Origin of the sequence: Pandoraea commovens, assembly GCF_902459615.1 — a bacterium.
GTDB lineage: Bacteria > Pseudomonadota > Gammaproteobacteria > Burkholderiales > Burkholderiaceae > Pandoraea > Pandoraea commovens.
Genome location: NZ_CABPSA010000004.1, coordinates 464,705 through 478,919, shown reverse-complemented (window position 1 = coordinate 478,919; position 14,215 = coordinate 464,705). Strand labels below are relative to the sequence as shown.

13 protein-coding genes are annotated in these 14,215 nt (G+C 60.9%); 1 reads left to right on the top strand and 12 read right to left on the bottom strand.

Annotated elements, in window-relative coordinates:
- Positions 1–266: 266 nt before the first annotated feature.
- Positions 267–2,345 (top strand): M3 family metallopeptidase, encoded by a 2,079-nt coding sequence (locus PCO31010_RS14980; RefSeq protein WP_150664936.1) that lies wholly within the window; start codon positions 267–269, stop codon positions 2,343–2,345.
- A gap of 51 nt (positions 2,346–2,396) precedes the next feature.
- Here the strand turns inward: PCO31010_RS14980 and PCO31010_RS14975 are convergent, their stop codons facing one another.
- The 12 genes from PCO31010_RS14975 to PCO31010_RS14920 all read right to left on the bottom strand — a co-directional run bounded on the left by PCO31010_RS14975 (position 2,397) and on the right by PCO31010_RS14920 (position 14,206).
- Positions 2,397–3,032: a DUF4189 domain-containing protein gene (locus PCO31010_RS14975; protein WP_174984765.1), complete on the bottom strand. Its 636-nt coding sequence runs from the start codon at positions 3,030–3,032 to the stop codon at positions 2,397–2,399.
- 278 nt (positions 3,033–3,310) lie between these two features.
- A complete protein-coding gene (locus tag PCO31010_RS14970) occupies positions 3,311–3,847 on the bottom strand; it encodes a phosphoribosyltransferase (protein WP_046291611.1) in 537 nt (178 codons plus the stop codon).
- Between the two features lie 26 nt (positions 3,848–3,873).
- Positions 3,874–5,214, bottom strand: coding sequence for an adenylosuccinate synthase (locus PCO31010_RS14965; RefSeq protein WP_150664934.1), 1,341 nt, complete (start codon positions 5,212–5,214; stop codon positions 3,874–3,876).
- Between the two features lie 73 nt (positions 5,215–5,287).
- The gene (locus tag PCO31010_RS14960) at positions 5,288–6,448 is read right to left on the bottom strand and encodes an ATP phosphoribosyltransferase regulatory subunit (protein ID WP_150664933.1); all 1,161 of its coding nucleotides are present in this window, start codon (positions 6,446–6,448) and stop codon (positions 5,288–5,290) included.
- 38 nt (positions 6,449–6,486) lie between these two features.
- Positions 6,487–6,678, bottom strand: a complete 192-nt coding sequence (locus PCO31010_RS14955) for a DUF2065 domain-containing protein (protein WP_052252941.1) — start codon at positions 6,676–6,678, stop codon at positions 6,487–6,489.
- A 71-nt stretch (positions 6,679–6,749) separates the two neighbouring features.
- On the bottom strand, positions 6,750–7,649 hold the full coding sequence (gene hflC, locus PCO31010_RS14950) for a protease modulator HflC (protein ID WP_150576865.1): 900 nt from the start codon (positions 7,647–7,649) through the stop codon (positions 6,750–6,752).
- 12 nt (positions 7,650–7,661) lie between these two features.
- Positions 7,662–8,984, bottom strand: coding sequence for an FtsH protease activity modulator HflK (gene hflK, locus PCO31010_RS14945; RefSeq protein ID WP_150664932.1), 1,323 nt, complete (start codon positions 8,982–8,984; stop codon positions 7,662–7,664).
- 253 nt (positions 8,985–9,237) lie between these two features.
- Entirely contained in the window at positions 9,238–10,401 is a 1,164-nt protein-coding gene (gene hflX / locus PCO31010_RS14940; RefSeq protein WP_425495021.1) for a GTPase HflX, read from the bottom strand.
- 103 nt (positions 10,402–10,504) lie between these two features.
- Positions 10,505–10,741 (bottom strand): RNA chaperone Hfq, encoded by a 237-nt coding sequence (hfq, locus tag PCO31010_RS14935; protein ID WP_010807283.1) that lies wholly within the window; start codon positions 10,739–10,741, stop codon positions 10,505–10,507.
- A gap of 126 nt (positions 10,742–10,867) precedes the next feature.
- Entirely contained in the window at positions 10,868–12,205 is a 1,338-nt protein-coding gene (gene der / locus PCO31010_RS14930) for a ribosome biogenesis GTPase Der (RefSeq protein ID WP_150664930.1), read from the bottom strand.
- Between the two features lie 79 nt (positions 12,206–12,284).
- Positions 12,285–13,472 (bottom strand): outer membrane protein assembly factor BamB, encoded by a 1,188-nt coding sequence (bamB, locus tag PCO31010_RS14925; RefSeq protein ID WP_174984758.1) that lies wholly within the window; start codon positions 13,470–13,472, stop codon positions 12,285–12,287.
- Positions 13,473–13,576: 104 nt separating this feature from the next.
- Entirely contained in the window at positions 13,577–14,206 is a 630-nt protein-coding gene (locus PCO31010_RS14920) for a YfgM family protein (RefSeq protein ID WP_150664928.1), read from the bottom strand.
- Between the last annotated feature and the right edge of the window lie 9 nt (positions 14,207–14,215).

The following is a 14,215-nucleotide window of genomic DNA, read 5'->3' as shown; positions in this document are numbered from 1 at the left end:
CGTGGGCCACTCGCCACGCGGCCCCGATGAGAGATACCGTAGCGGGACGTCGGAATCCCCCGAAAACTCGGTCTACACCGAGTAACAAAACAGATCCCCGCATCAACGCGCGGCCTCGGCAAGACTCCGCCAAGTCAATGCCACTAAGGCTTTGCGCGCAATTCCCGGTTGGCGACGTCAATGACATCAGTTGAAAAAAACGACTGGAAAATTCGACAGGTTGCCCCCACACTCTTCGTAAGCCCCTTCAAGTGGATAACGAACGCATGAATACGCCGAAAAGCAATCCTCTTCTCGATATCGAGGGACTCCCCCGTTTTTCCGAAATTCGCCCTGAGCATGTCACGCCAGCCGTCGATGTGCTACTGGAGCAGGCGCGTGCGGCCGTCGATCGCGCAGCCGACCCCGCAACACCCGCGACATGGGCCAATATCCTCGACGCTGTCGAAGACGGCACGGAAGGCCTTGGACGCGCCTGGGAAATCATCGGACACCTGAACGCAGTCGCCGACACCCCCGAGCTGCGCGCCGCCTATAGTGAAAATCTGCCGCGTGTCACCGAGTTTTCGGCCAGTGTCGGCCAGAATCTCGCGCTGTTCGACAAGTACAAGTCGATTGCCGCCGGACCGGAATTTGCCGGACTATCGACCGCTCGCAAGAAGATTCTGGACAATGAAATGCGCGGCTTCCGGCTGGGCGGCGCAGAACTCCCCGAAGATCAGAAGCCCCGATTTGCCGAGATTCAGGAAGAACAGGCCGGCCTTGCGAAGAGCTTCTCCGATCACGTTCTTGATGCAACCAACAAGTTCTCCCTCGTCGTGACCGATGAAACGGAGATCGCTGGTCTGCCTGACGACGACAAGGCGGCCGCACGCGCCGCCGCCGAGCGTGATGGCGCGGAAGGCTGGAAGTTCACGCTGCACTTCCCGTCGTACTTCCCCGTGCTCCAATACGCCGACAATCGCGCCCTGCGCGAAAAGCTGTATCGGGCGAACGTGACACGCGCCTCCGAACTCGGACCGAAGTTCGGCGACGGCGACGCGGGCTGGGACAACACCGGCATCGTCGTGGAGCAACTCGCGCTGCGTCGCGAAGAAGCGCAAATGCTCGGGTTCAAGAACTACGCAGAAGTCTCACTTGAGCCGAAGATGGCCGAATCGCCCGCACAAGTGCTCGAATTCCTCGAAGACCTTGCGCGCCGTGCCCGTCCGTATGCCGAGAAGGACTGGGAAGAGCTTCAGGCATTTGCGGCCAAGTCGCTCGGCATCGACAAGCTGCAGCCCTGGGATACGGCATACGCGTCTGAAAAGCTGCGCCAGCAACGGTACGCTTTTTCCGAAACGGAAGTGCGTCAGTATTTCCCGCTCCCGAAGGTCCTCGACGGCTTGTTCCGAGTTGCAGGCACATTGTTTGATGTGACGATTCGTCCGCAAGAGGCTGAGACGTGGCATCCCGACGTGCGTTTCTTCCGCATCGAACGCAATGGCGAACTGGTTGCGCAGTTTTACATGGACCTGTTCGCGCGCGAAGGCAAACGCGGCGGTGCGTGGATGGATAGCGCGCGCACGCGCAAGCGTCTGCACGACGGCGCACTTCAAACCCCAGTCGCCTACCTCGTCTGCAACTTCCCCGCCCCAGTCGGAGAAAAGCCAGCCCTGCTGCCGCACGACGATGTCATCACGCTGTTCCACGAGTTCGGTCACGGCCTGCATCACATGCTGACGCAAGTCGAAGATGCTGGTGTTGCTGGCATCAATGGCGTCGAGTGGGACGCCGTGGAATTGCCGTCGCAGTTCATGGAGAACTTCTGCTGGGAGTGGGATGTCCTCGAGCACATGACAGCGCATGTCGACACGGGGGCCGCCCTGCCGCGCGCGCTGTTCGACAAGATGATCGCCGCACGCAATTTCCAGAGCGGCCTGATGATGCTGCGCCAACTGGTCTTCTCGGACTTTGACATGCATCTGCATTACGACTTCGATCCGCGTGGCCCGGAGTCGGTGCTTGAAGTGTCACGACGCATCAACGATCGTTTGCACGTCACCCCGCAGGTGGATTTCTCGCGCTGGCCGAACACGTTTAGCCATATCTTCGCTGGCGGATACGCTGCAGGCTACTACAGCTACAAGTGGGCTGAAGTGCTGTCGGCCGACGCCTATGCCGCTTTCGAGGAAGCGGCCAAGGTGAGTGGCACGGTGTTGGATACTGCGACGGGGGCACGCTATCGCGACGAGATTCTCGCCGTGGGTGGCAGCCGCGAGGCGATGGAGTCGTTCATCGCATTCCGGGGGCGCGCACCGCAAGTCGATGCTTTGCTGCGCCACAGCGGAATGTCGGCGAGTTGACGCCTCTCATCACATGAGGAACGAGGGCCGACGGGCGTCGGCTTTCAGTCCTCAGCTATCGTCGTCGCAACCGTTCGGCCGCCAAACATAGCTGTGTGTCTCCTTATCGAGGCAACGCGCGGCCTGAAAGCGAATGGTGCAGCCGTTCTCATATGTTCGCGTGCACTCACCGTTGACACATTGGGTGCGCATGCGGACCACCTGCCCGGTGGGTATCCGACACTGAACCGGGGCCGCCTGAGCGGCCTGTGGTGGCGGCAAGCGCTTCCCAGGACGCTGACCGATGTCGAACCACACTTGTGCGCCGTCCGTCGAACACTGTCCACCGCGCTGGCAAACGACAAAGGCGTCCTGCAGCGCAGAATCCTGCGTGTCGCCCAGCGCCACTCCAACCTCTCCATTACTGGCATGCACCACCGCCCAGTAGGCCGGTCCATTACCTGCCATCAGGACTTCGCATCGCCCCCCTCGACTTCCCGATGCGAGTTGGGTTCTGCATCGGTTCAGTGCCGCCAATTTGGCCTTCGCCATCGACGTCTGATTGGTGACGGAGACGTATCGAAGCCCGCTTGCCGTGTGGATGCCCGCCACAGCAGACGCCGCGAGACTCGACGGGCTCAGCGAGGCCAGCAGGCCCGTAAGCACAATCGCGCACGTCGCGGAAAAGAGGCGAAACAACCTGATCATGGCAAGAAGGCGCGAAAAGCCCTGCAAGGGGTGGTGTGAGCCCCCATCAGAACACATGGCGAAACGGACACAAGCGGCAATCAAAGGGGGAATTACCAGCTTATTGCGCTTGAGGCAGGGGTGAGCCCCGGGGCCAACGCCAATCAAAGGGGATCAACCGCGGATGCAGCGATCCAAACAAAACAGGCGGTGCATCTTTCGATGTCACCGCCTGTGTCGCCCGAAGTCTCCCTCGGGCGGGGCGTCACCTCACGGTGCGCCAGATGCGTCGAAACGACTTAGGTACCGCGCTTGATCCAAGCCGCCAGATTGTGCGGACGCAGCGTGTCGTACTCCTCGAACGGCTGATGAATCCAAGGGTTCGTAGGCAGGAAATCGACTGCGTAATCCGGCGCTACCTTCGAACACGCCTTATGCCAAAGCACGGCCGAGCGCACGTCCGTCACCTTCGTGAAACGCTCCTTCAGGTGCTTGCCGACGCGCTCGAGCGTCACCCCCGAATCGACCAGATCGTCGACCAGCAGCACACGGCCTTCCAGCTCGCCGCGCGTAATGGTGATGTACTGAGCAATATCCAGGTCACCACGAATGGTGCCTTCGGCTTCGCGATACGAACTCGTCGCCAGGATCGCAAGCGGCACGTCGTAAATGCGTGCGAGCTGGTCGCCCACACGCAAGCCGCCACGCGCCAGACACAGGATCTTGTCGAACTTCCAGTTGGACTCATGGACCTTGAGCGCCAGACGCTCGATCAGCCGATGATATTCGTCCCACGAGACCCAGAGGTTCTTATCGTCGTTTTGGGGCAGATTCATGGTGTGTCTTGCTTGTCGTGCTGTTTTTAGTTCTTGAACGGGTGGCGCAGCAGGATCGTTTCGTCACGATCCGGGCCGGTCGACACCATATCGATCGGAATACCGCTCACTTCCTCGATACGCTTCAGGTAGTTCTGCGCCTGAACCGGGAGTTGATCCCATTGCGTCACGCCAACGGTGCTCTGCGTCCAGCCCGGGAAATCTTCGTAGACCGGCTCGCAGCGGGCCACATCCACCGCGCCGCGCGGCAGAATGTCGATCGCCTTGCCGTCGATCTTGTAACCGACGCACAGACGCACTGTTTCGAGACCATCGAGCACGTCGAGCTTCGTCATGCACAGACCGGTCACACCGTTGATCTGAATCGAACGCTTAAGCGCAGCCGCATCCATCCAGCCCGTGCGGCGCGGACGGCCCGTAACCGAACCGAATTCCTTACCCACCGTCGCGAGTTGCAGGCCAATAGCTTCCTGACGGGCGGGGTTGTCCGCGTCGTACAGTTCGCTCGGGAACGGACCGGCGCCAACACGCGTGCAATACGCCTTGGTGATGCCGAGCACATAGTGGAGTTGTTGCGGACCGACACCCGCGCCAGCCGAAGCAGCACCTGCCACGCAGTTGCTGCTGGTGACGAACGGATACGTACCGTGATCGATGTCGAGCAACGTGCCTTGCGCACCTTCGAACAGCAGCTTCTTGCCTTCGCGATTAACGGCGTAAAGCTCCTGCGACACGTCGGCAATCATCGGACGCAGACGTTCGGCGTAGCTGAGCATCTTGTCCAGCGTTTCCTGGAAGTCGACAGCCGGCGCGCCCAGATACTGTGTCAGGACGAAGTTGTGATAGTCGAGGTTTTCGCGCAGACGTTCAGCAAACGCCTTCGGATCGAACAGATCCTGCACGCGCAGTGCACGGCGGCCAACCTTGTCTTCGTAGGCCGGGCCAATGCCACGACCCGTCGTGCCGATCTTGCCCGCGCCGCGACGTGCTTCGCGCGCCTGGTCGATGGCAACGTGGTACGGGAGAATCAGGGTACAGGCTTCGGAAATGCGCAGACGGCCGCAAACGTTCAGGCCAGCGCTTTCGAGCTCTTCGATTTCCTTGAACAGGGCTTCGGGCGACAGCACCACACCGTTACCGATGTAGCACGTGACTTCCTTGTGCATGATGCCCGACGGGATCAGGCGCAGAATCGTCTTCTTGCCACCGATGATGAGCGTATGTCCGGCATTGTGGCCACCCTGGAAACGCACCACGCCTTGCGCGTGATCGGTCAGCCAGTCGACGACCTTACCCTTACCTTCGTCGCCCCATTGGGTTCCGATAACGACGACGTTGCGTCCCTGATTCAAAGCATTGCCGGACATAACAATAGTTGGTTTGGTTAAAAACGTATTCTACCCGTGTTGGCGCAGGGGAGTGCCGCTTTTTTCAGCGAATTCACCGGGGCGTCACAACCCACTGGCCATTTTTCTCGACAAGGACGCGGTCTCCCGTGAACTCCTCGAAATCCTGATCGTGCCCAGGCAGCATGCGGATCACAACTTCGCCCGCGTCGCGCAGACTGTCGATCTTGACGCGCAGGCCCGGCACATCGTCGGCAGGAGCCAAAATCGCGTTACTACGTGCTTCCACCGGCGAAATTGCCGCCAACTCACGCAAATCGAGCGAAAAACCGGTCGCCGGGCGGTCACGCCCGAACGCTTGCCCCACTTTGTCGTAGCGCCCGCCGCGTGCAATCGCGTTGGGAATGCCGTCGACATACGCCGCGAACATCACGCCGCTGTGGTACTGATAGCCACGCAAGTCCGCCAGATCGATCGACAGCACGGCCGGACCGTCCTTGCTTTGCGACGCCGCCAGATAAGCCAGATCGTCCAGCGCGGCCTTCACACCCGGCAGATCCGGCAAGACCTTACGGGCGCGCTCAAGCGTGTCCGCCGGGTCGCCATACAACGTGGTCAGACTCAGCAAGGCGTCGCGCACGTGCGCCGGCAGTTCGCGCGTCAATTCTTGCAACTGAGGCACATCCTTCGTCGCCAATGCACCGAACAGCTGGCTTTCGATGGCTTCTGCAGCCGGCACGCCTTCCAGCAGCGCCTCAAGCACGCCAGCGTGGCAAAGATCGATACGAATCTGCTTCAGGCCGGCGAGTTGCAGGCAGAACAGCAGCAATTCCTGGATTTCGAGATCCGCCTCGAGACCGCTATGACCGAAGATTTCGGCGCCGATCTGAAACGGCTCTCGGGTCGCCAGCAAATTACGCGGACGGGTGAACAGCACGCTACCGGCATAGCACAGACGCGTCACGCCCTTGCGGTTGAGCAAGTGGGCGTCGATACGGGCGATCTGCGGGGTGATGTCGGCGCGCAGGCCCATCGTGCGCCCCGAGAGCTGATCGACGAGCTTGAACGTGCGCAGGTCGAGGTCGTGGCCGGTGCCGGTCAGCAGCGACTCGACATACTCGAGCATCGGCGGCATAACGAGCTCATAGCCGTACGTACGGAAACGATCGAGCATCAGTCGGCGCAGATCTTCGATCTTGCGCGCCTCGGACGGCAGCACGTCGGCGATATTTTCGGGAAGTAGCCAGTTCGGCATGGGTATTTCGGAATTCAGACGGCGCGTGAAAGCGCCTTTTAGTAATCGGCCAGCAGCATCAGAATCAGCCCCAGCAGGACGGCGGCCAGGCCGAAGAAGCGAATCTGGCCGGACGGCATTTCCGTTATTTTACGAAAACTTTGCCGCCACCGTTCCGGCGCGGCAAACGGAAACAATCCCTCCACGATCAGCATGAGGGCAAAAGCGAGAATTATCGTGCTGCTGGTCACAGGAGGGCTCGGCCAAAACGCCACCGCCCGCGTTGACGCGGGCGGTGGCAGCTACTCGGATGTCAGAGGCGCTATTTTCCCGCTTTTCCGGCTGACGCGCCAGCACCACCGGAACCGCGCATAAATCGGAAGAAGTCGCTGTTCGGGTCGGCGATGATGACGTCCTTCTTGTCGCGGAAGGTCGCCTTGTACGCTTCGAGGCTCTGATAGAACTGGGCAAACTGCGGATCGCGGCCAAACGCCTGAGCGTAGATGCCGGCGGCAACGGCGTCGCCCTCACCCTTGACCTGCTGCGCCTTGGCATATGCCTCGGCGACCACCACATCACGTTGACGATCGGCGTCGGCACGAATCTGCTCGGCTTCGGCCGCGCCCGTCGAACGCAGTTCGTTCGCCACGCGCTTGCGCTCGGCGGCCATCCGGCTATACACCGAATCGCTGATACCGGCTGCCAGGTCCACACGGCGCATGCGCACGTCGACAATCTCGATACCGACTTGCGCAGCTTCGTCGCCCACCTTCTGCTTCACCCATTGCATGACCTGATCACGCTGCGTCGAGACCACTTCGGTCACGGTGCGCTTGGTGAACGCTTCCTGCAACGCCGAGCGAATCTGCTGCGTCAGACGATCCTGAGCGAGGCGGTTGTCACCCTTGAAGCTCACATAGAACTTGCGCGGGTCGATGATGCGCCACTTCACATACGAGTCGACGATCAGGTTCTTCTTCTCGGCCGTGATGAAGCGTTCCGGCTCCGGGTTGTCGATGGTCATGATGCGCTTGTCCAGATAAAGCACGGTCTGGAGCGGCGGCGGCAATTTGAATTTCAGGCCGGGTTGGCTGTAGACATCCTTGATCTCGCCAAGCGAGAACACCACGGCATAACGGCGCTGGTCCACCACGAACATGGTCGAGGCGAGCACGATCAGCAAAACGATCAGCGCGACGATAACGGTTCCAATACGGTTCATGCGCTTATCCCCTTAGCGTGAATCGCGGTCGCGGTTGCGCAGTGCCGCGCGCGATCGATCATGGTCGACATCACTGCTGTCGCTCGCGGCGGGCGCACCTGCCGCAGCCCCCGTGCCTGCACCAGATGCCGGTGCCGGGGTCGATGCGTCGCTACGCGAACGCTCCATGATCTTGTCCAACGGCAGATACAACAGGCTGTTGTTCTTCGAATCCACCATGATCTTCGTGGTGCGCGAGTAGATCTGCTGCATCGTATCGAGATACATACGCTCGCGAGTCACACCCGGGGCCTTGGCGTACGCCTCCTGCACCGACTTGAAGCGATCGGCATCGCCTTGTGCCTGCGACACGACACGCGCCTTGTAACCGGCCGCCTCTTCCGTCAGACGCGACGCCGTACCCTTGGCACGCGGAATCACGTCATTGGCATAGGCTTGCGCTTCGTTCTTCGCGCGCTCGAGATCCTGCCCGGCCTTCACAGCGTCGTCGAACGCTGCCTGCACCTGCTCGGGCGGCTGAACGCTTTGCATCGTCACGCTCGTGACGAGAATGCCCGTCTTGTAGCTATCCAGAATGCGCTGGATCGACGTGACGAGTTCGTTCGCGATCTCTTCACGACCGGCGTAGAGCACGAAGTCCATCTTGCTCTTGCCGACGATCTCACGCACGGCCGTCTGCGCAGCCAGATTCACCGACGATTCGGCGTCCACGTTATTGAACAGGAATTCGGTCGCGTCCTTGATGCGGTACTGCACGGCGAAGCGAACATCGATGATGTTCTCGTCGCCCGTGAGCATCGACGAATCCTTCAGATCGGTATCGCGAATCGTGTTCGAGCGGCCGATTTCCACCGATCGGATCTGCGACATGTTGACGATTTCGACCGACTGGAACGGGTACGGCAAGCGCCATTGAATACCCGAGGTGGTCGTGTACTTGTACTTGCCGAACTGGGTGACGACACCGACCTGGCCTTCCTGGACGATGAAGACGCCCGTGGCCAACCAGATCAGGAATGCCAGCGCGACGACAACGCCCACGCCGATCCCCGAACCACGCGAGCCACCGGAGAAATTGCTCGAGCCGCCATTGTTACCGCCTCCACCGTTCTTACGGCCGAAGATACGGTTCAGACGGCGATTGAAATCGCGCCACAGTTCGTCGAGATCGGGGGGGCCATCCTGCTGCGGTCCTTGCGGTCCGCGCGGCGGCTCCTTCTGATCCTGCGAATTCGGATTGTTCGCACGATCGGGGCGGTTCGGCTCCTGATTGCCGGACGGCGAATCGCCGCCGCCGTCCCGCCCCCAGCGCGGGTCGTTCAGGGAGAAAATCAAGCCAACTCGTCGCATCAAAGCTCTTGGAAGCATAGGTAGAAGCGTGGTGACTGAAGCGGGTTGGGCGTTGCGACCGGCGCGCCTCATATCGGAGCGCGCATGCTGCCGGTTCGCGCGTGTTTCCCGAATCTGGTTTGCCGATCGGTGGCCTTGCCCGGCCTCCGTCTAGTCTCTTGCCAGTTCGTCACCCGAGTCGAAGCGTGCTGCCGGTGTTCCCCGTGGCAACGCGCCCTTCACGGTGCGACGTCTCGTGTTATCTGTCTTCTGCGCGCGGCACATCGTCCCAACGGTCGATGAGCCGGACATCGGGCGCTTCGTGCTGCGATTGTAACCCACCAGTGCCAGCCACAACCGCCTCGCTGATGGCCTCGCGCAGCAGGTCGAGGCCCTGGCCGGTGCGAGCGCTCAAGAAGACTCGCGTAATGCGCCCGGCCTCGTCCCGTTCGATTCTCGGCCCTTGTGCGGCCAGTTCCGGCACCGCGTCGATCTTGTTCCAGACGAGAATCTGCGGGATCTCGGCCGCGTCGATCTCCGCCAAAACGGCGTTGACCTCGGCCATCTGCTCCTTGCGCACCTGACTCGACGCGTCCACCACATGCAGCAGCATGTCGGCGTGCACCGTCTCCTCAAGCGTCGCCCGGAATGCCGCCACCAACTGGTGAGGCAACTCGCGGATGAATCCGACAGTATCAGACAGCACGATGTTCCCGAGTTCACCAAGATAAACACGACGCGAGGTCGTATCGAGCGTGGCGAACAACTGATCCGCAGCGTAGGCGTTGGCTTTCGTCATCGCATTGAACAGCGTGGATTTGCCCGCGTTCGTATAGCCCACCAGCGAGATCGACATCGTGCCGCTGCGCTGACGCGCCCGGCGTTGCGTATCGTGTTGACGCTGAAGTTTTTCGAGTCGAATCTTGAGCGACTTCACGCGTTCGCCCAACAAACGACGGTCAGTTTCCAACTGCGTTTCACCCGGACCACGCAGACCGATACCACCCTTCTGACGCTCAAGGTGAGTCCAGGCGCGCACGAGGCGCGTGGACAAATACTGCAGCTGTGCGAGTTCGACCTGCAGCTTGCCTTCATGACTCTTCGCACGTTGGGCAAAGATATCGAGGATCAAGCTGGTACGGTCCACCACGCGGCATTGCAGGAGGTGTTCGAGGTTACGCTGCTGGCCAGGTGTCAGCGCGTGATTAAAAATCACCAGTTCGACGTCGAATTCGGCGATGGCTTCGCGTAATTCTTCTGCCTTGCCGCTGCCGATGAATAACTTGGCATCCGGGCTATGGCGACGGCCGGTGATGGTCACGACAGGCTTGGCGCCTGCGGATTGCGTCAGAAGGTCGAGTTCTTCGAGACTGGCTTCGAAATCGAGTTTGCCGAAATCGACGCCGACGAGCGCGGCATTGATGGTCAAGCTACGCTGGGATTGGGAATTGGGACTGTTGGACAAGAGCGGGCGGTGGGGAAGAGAAATTCGCCCGGCCGGAGACTCCCGGTCGGGCGAGCCTGAATCAGGACTGCTCGGCTTCCGGATGGAAATTCACCGGACGCGCAGGCACGACCGTCGAAATGGCATGCTTGTAAACCATTTGAGTGACCGTGTTGCGCAGCAGGACGACATACTGGTCGAACGACTCGATGTTTCCCTGCAGCTTGATACCGTTGACCAGATAGATCGAGACGGGAACATGCTCCTTACGCAAGGCGTTCAGAAACGGGTCTTGTAGAAGTTGCCCTTTGTTGCTCATAAGTTACTCCATTGTATTTTTAGCAAATGACCGTAAGCCAGGGCGTGTGCGCGCTTCCCACCCTGACTTCCACACTATAGCCGATTTTGCTAGCGTCGCCAGCAAAACCCCGCCCCAGGCGGGCTTTCACTCGCCCTTGGCGTAAGGGTTCGCGCTGTTGCGGAACTCTATGCGTAATGGAGTGCCCTTCAACTTAAAAGTTTCGCGGAAACGGTTCTCAAGGTAACGTCGATAGCTATCGGTCACGCCATCCAGACTGTTCCCGTGAATGACGATGATCGGCGGATTCGAGCCGCCCTGGTGGGCATAGCGCAGCTTCGGACGCGAGAAGCCCGCACGCCGCGGCTGCTGGTGCTCCACAGCCTCGATCAACGCCTTCGTGAGCTTCGGCGTAGGCAACTTCGTCATCGCTGCGGCGAACGCTTCGTCCACCGAACGCATCAACGGGCCAATGCCCGTCGCCTTCGCGGCGGAAATGAAGTGGAAGTTCGCAAAACCGAGGAATTTGAGTTTTCTCTCCAATTCCTGTTTCGCCTGATCGCGGGTGTATTCGTCCAGGCCGTCCCACTTGTTCACGCCCACGACCACCGCACGGCCCGACTCCAGAATAAAGCCGGCAATATGCGCGTCCTGATCGGAAATATCCTGACGGGCGTCGAGCATGAGGATCACAACGTTCGCATCGGCAATCGATTGCAGCGTTTTCACTACCGAGAACTTCTCGATGGCTTCGAACACTTTGCCGCGACGGCGCAGACCCGCCGTGTCGATCAGCGTGTAGTTCTTGCCCTGACGCTCGAAGTCGATGTGAATCGAATCGCGCGTGGTGCCCGGCATGTCGAACGCGATCACGCGCTCCTCGCCCAGCAGCGTGTTGACCAACGTCGACTTCCCGACGTTCGGACGGCCGACGATGGCGATCTTCACACGGCCATCGTGCTTGTCCTCGTCTTCGTTCTCGTCCGGATTCGCATAGAACGGCGCGAGGGCTTCGTCGATGACTTCCTTCACACCGTCACCGTGCGCGGACGAAATCGCCAGCGGATCACCCAGGCCGAGTTCGTAGAAGTCGTTCGCGACCGCGGAGTACTTCATGCCCTCGGCCTTGTTGACCACGAGCATGATCTTGCGCCCCGTCTTGCGCAGATAGTCGGCGATGATCTGGTCTTGCGGCGTCAGGCCCTGACGGCCGTCCACGATGTAGATCACCACGTCGGCTTCGACCACGGCCTGACGCGTCTGCTTGGCCATCTCGTGGAAGATGCCCTCCTTGGCCACGGGTTCGAAGCCGCCGGTATCGATCACCAGATACGGATGCTCGCCAACACGCCCCTCGCCATAGTGACGGTCGCGCGTGAGCCCGGGCATGTCGGCAACGAGTGCGTCGCGCGAGCGGGTCAAACGGTTGAATAGCGTCGATTTGCCGACGTTGGGGCGCCCTACGAGCGCGATCACGGGTTTCATGAATAAGCCCTAAAAACGAAGACGGCCGGCGCGCTGCCGGCCGTTCCCGGAAAATGCCCGGGTGCTTGCCGGTTACCGGTTATTCCGGACGGAAGCCATAAATGTTGCCGTCGCGGGTTTGCACAACCAGCGTCTGACCGGCGATGACCGGTTGCGCGCTGATGGCTCCGCTCAGCTTGACGCGGGCGAGGAACTCGCCGTTGTCGCGAGACAGGAAATGCAGATAGCCTTGCTTGTCGCCCACGACCACCACACGGCCGAGCGCCAGAGGCGCCGACAGGTCGCGGTACTTGAGCTTGTCGTTCTGCCACAGTGTACTGCCATCGGCAGCGTTGAACGCGTACACGGCGCCATCGGTATTGACCGCAGCCACCACACGCTCGTCCTGCGACACACCGTTCGGTGACGAGAAATCGCGCGCCCACAGACCGTTGCCGGTCTGCACGTCGGCGCAACCCACGCGGCCTTGGAACGTCGCGCCACACACCTGACGACCGAACACGACCGGCGAGCCCGTGACGTCATTCACACGCTCGACTTCCGTCACACCCTTCGGGTACGACAACGGCGTGATCCACTGCGGATTGCCGGTATTGGCGTCGAGCGCCACCATCTTGCCACCCGGGAAGCCCGTGATGATCGAACGATCACCCACGAACGCCATGCCGGTGCCGGTACGCAGCGTAAGCGACGTTGCCGGTTGCGAGTACGACCAGCGCACCGAACCCGTGCCCGAATCGAACGCGGTCACACGGTTGTTGATGGCACGCACCACCACCAGACCACGCCCCACCAGCGGTGCCGTCAGCACTTCGCTGCCGGCATTCGCCTTCCACGATTGCTTGCCGTCGTGATCGAAGGCAATCACATCGCCCTTGTGCGTAGCGACCACCGTCGTTTCGCCGTCGCTGCCCGGACCTGCGGTGATGTTCGTATCCGCCTTGGCCGACCAGTTCGACGCTCCCGTTTCCGCATCCACGCGCACGATGCTGCCGTTCGCGCCAGCCGCAAACACGGCATTGCCCACGGCAACCGGCGCAAAGCTGTAGGCGCCGGCCTTGCCAACGCTTGCCGTCCACATCTGCTTGACGGTCAGCGCCTGCTTGATCTCCGTGAGCGGCGTGGGCTCATGCGCCGGCTTGGTGCCGAACAGCCCGCAACCACCCAGCGTGCCCAACACTGCCAGCGTCAGCACAGCGGTGCTCGCGCGCTTGAAAATGCCACGGCGCGGCGAAACCGTCTGGGCGACCTGCACGGACTGTGACATGGCCATCGTTTGCGGCATCGATCGACGGAAGTCGTTAAGGATCATCATGTACCCGGTTATGCGTTATGGGAGGGTAATACTTGCCAACGGAATGCCGACGCGCGTCAGGCCCCCAGCGCGTCGAGCTTGAATTGCACGAACTGGCGCATGCCCGAATCCTGCTTATCGAGCTTATCGAGCGCCAGCTTGTAAGCGGTCCGTGCGTCGGCCACCTTGCTCTGAGCGACGAGCACATCGCCGCGGCGATCGGCAAACAGCGCAGCGTACGGTGCCGGCGGGTTGTCGAGCATCTTGAGCGCTTCGTCGTAGGCCTTCTCGTCGAGCAGCACGCCCGCCAGACGCAGCTTGGCCAGTTGCTTGTACTCGTCGTCCTTGGCGTTCGACGCAGCCCATTGCAGTTGTGCCTTCGCGCCTGCCGTATCGCCGGCATCAGCCAGCGTCTTGGCGGCGAGCAGCGCGGTCATCTGCGCATACGGCGTGCCGCTGAACTTGCTTTCCATATCAGACGCGATTCGGGCAACCTTCGCCTTGTCGTTCGCATTGACGGCCGTTTCCAGTTCGCCATACAGCACGCCGGCTTCCACCGCCTGCTTGCGCTCGTAATAGCGCCACAGGTTCCAGCCGCCATAGGCCAGCATGATGACGACGAGCGTCCAGATAACGTAATTGCCGTACTGCTTCCACCAGGCCTTTACGTTCTCGATCTGTTCCTGTTCCTCGTGATAGCTGCTCATTCGCCGGGG

What these genes read in the sequence shown, in the direction of transcription:
- PCO31010_RS14980 (WP_150664936.1), top strand. Translation starts at nt 267, where the DNA reads ATGAATACGCCGAAAAGCAATCCTCTTCTCGATATCGAGGGACTCCCC.
- PCO31010_RS14975 (WP_174984765.1), bottom strand. Translation starts at nt 3,032, where the DNA reads ATGATCAGGTTGTTTCGCCTCTTTTCCGCGACGTGCGCGATTGTGCTT.
- PCO31010_RS14970 (WP_046291611.1), bottom strand. Translation starts at nt 3,847, where the DNA reads ATGAATCTGCCCCAAAACGACGATAAGAACCTCTGGGTCTCGTGGGAC.
- PCO31010_RS14965 (WP_150664934.1), bottom strand. Translation starts at nt 5,214, where the DNA reads ATGTCCGGCAATGCTTTGAATCAGGGACGCAACGTCGTCGTTATCGGA.
- PCO31010_RS14960 (WP_150664933.1), bottom strand. Translation starts at nt 6,448, where the DNA reads ATGCCGAACTGGCTACTTCCCGAAAATATCGCCGACGTGCTGCCGTCC.
- hflC (WP_150576865.1), bottom strand. Translation starts at nt 7,649, where the DNA reads ATGAACCGTATTGGAACCGTTATCGTCGCGCTGATCGTTTTGCTGATC.
- hfq (WP_010807283.1), bottom strand. Translation starts at nt 10,741, where the DNA reads ATGAGCAACAAAGGGCAACTTCTACAAGACCCGTTTCTGAACGCCTTG.
- der (WP_150664930.1), bottom strand. Translation starts at nt 12,205, where the DNA reads ATGAAACCCGTGATCGCGCTCGTAGGGCGCCCCAACGTCGGCAAATCG.
- bamB (WP_174984758.1), bottom strand. Translation starts at nt 13,472, where the DNA reads ATGTCACAGTCCGTGCAGGTCGCCCAGACGGTTTCGCCGCGCCGTGGC.
- PCO31010_RS14920 (WP_150664928.1), bottom strand. Translation starts at nt 14,206, where the DNA reads ATGAGCAGCTATCACGAGGAACAGGAACAGATCGAGAACGTAAAGGCC.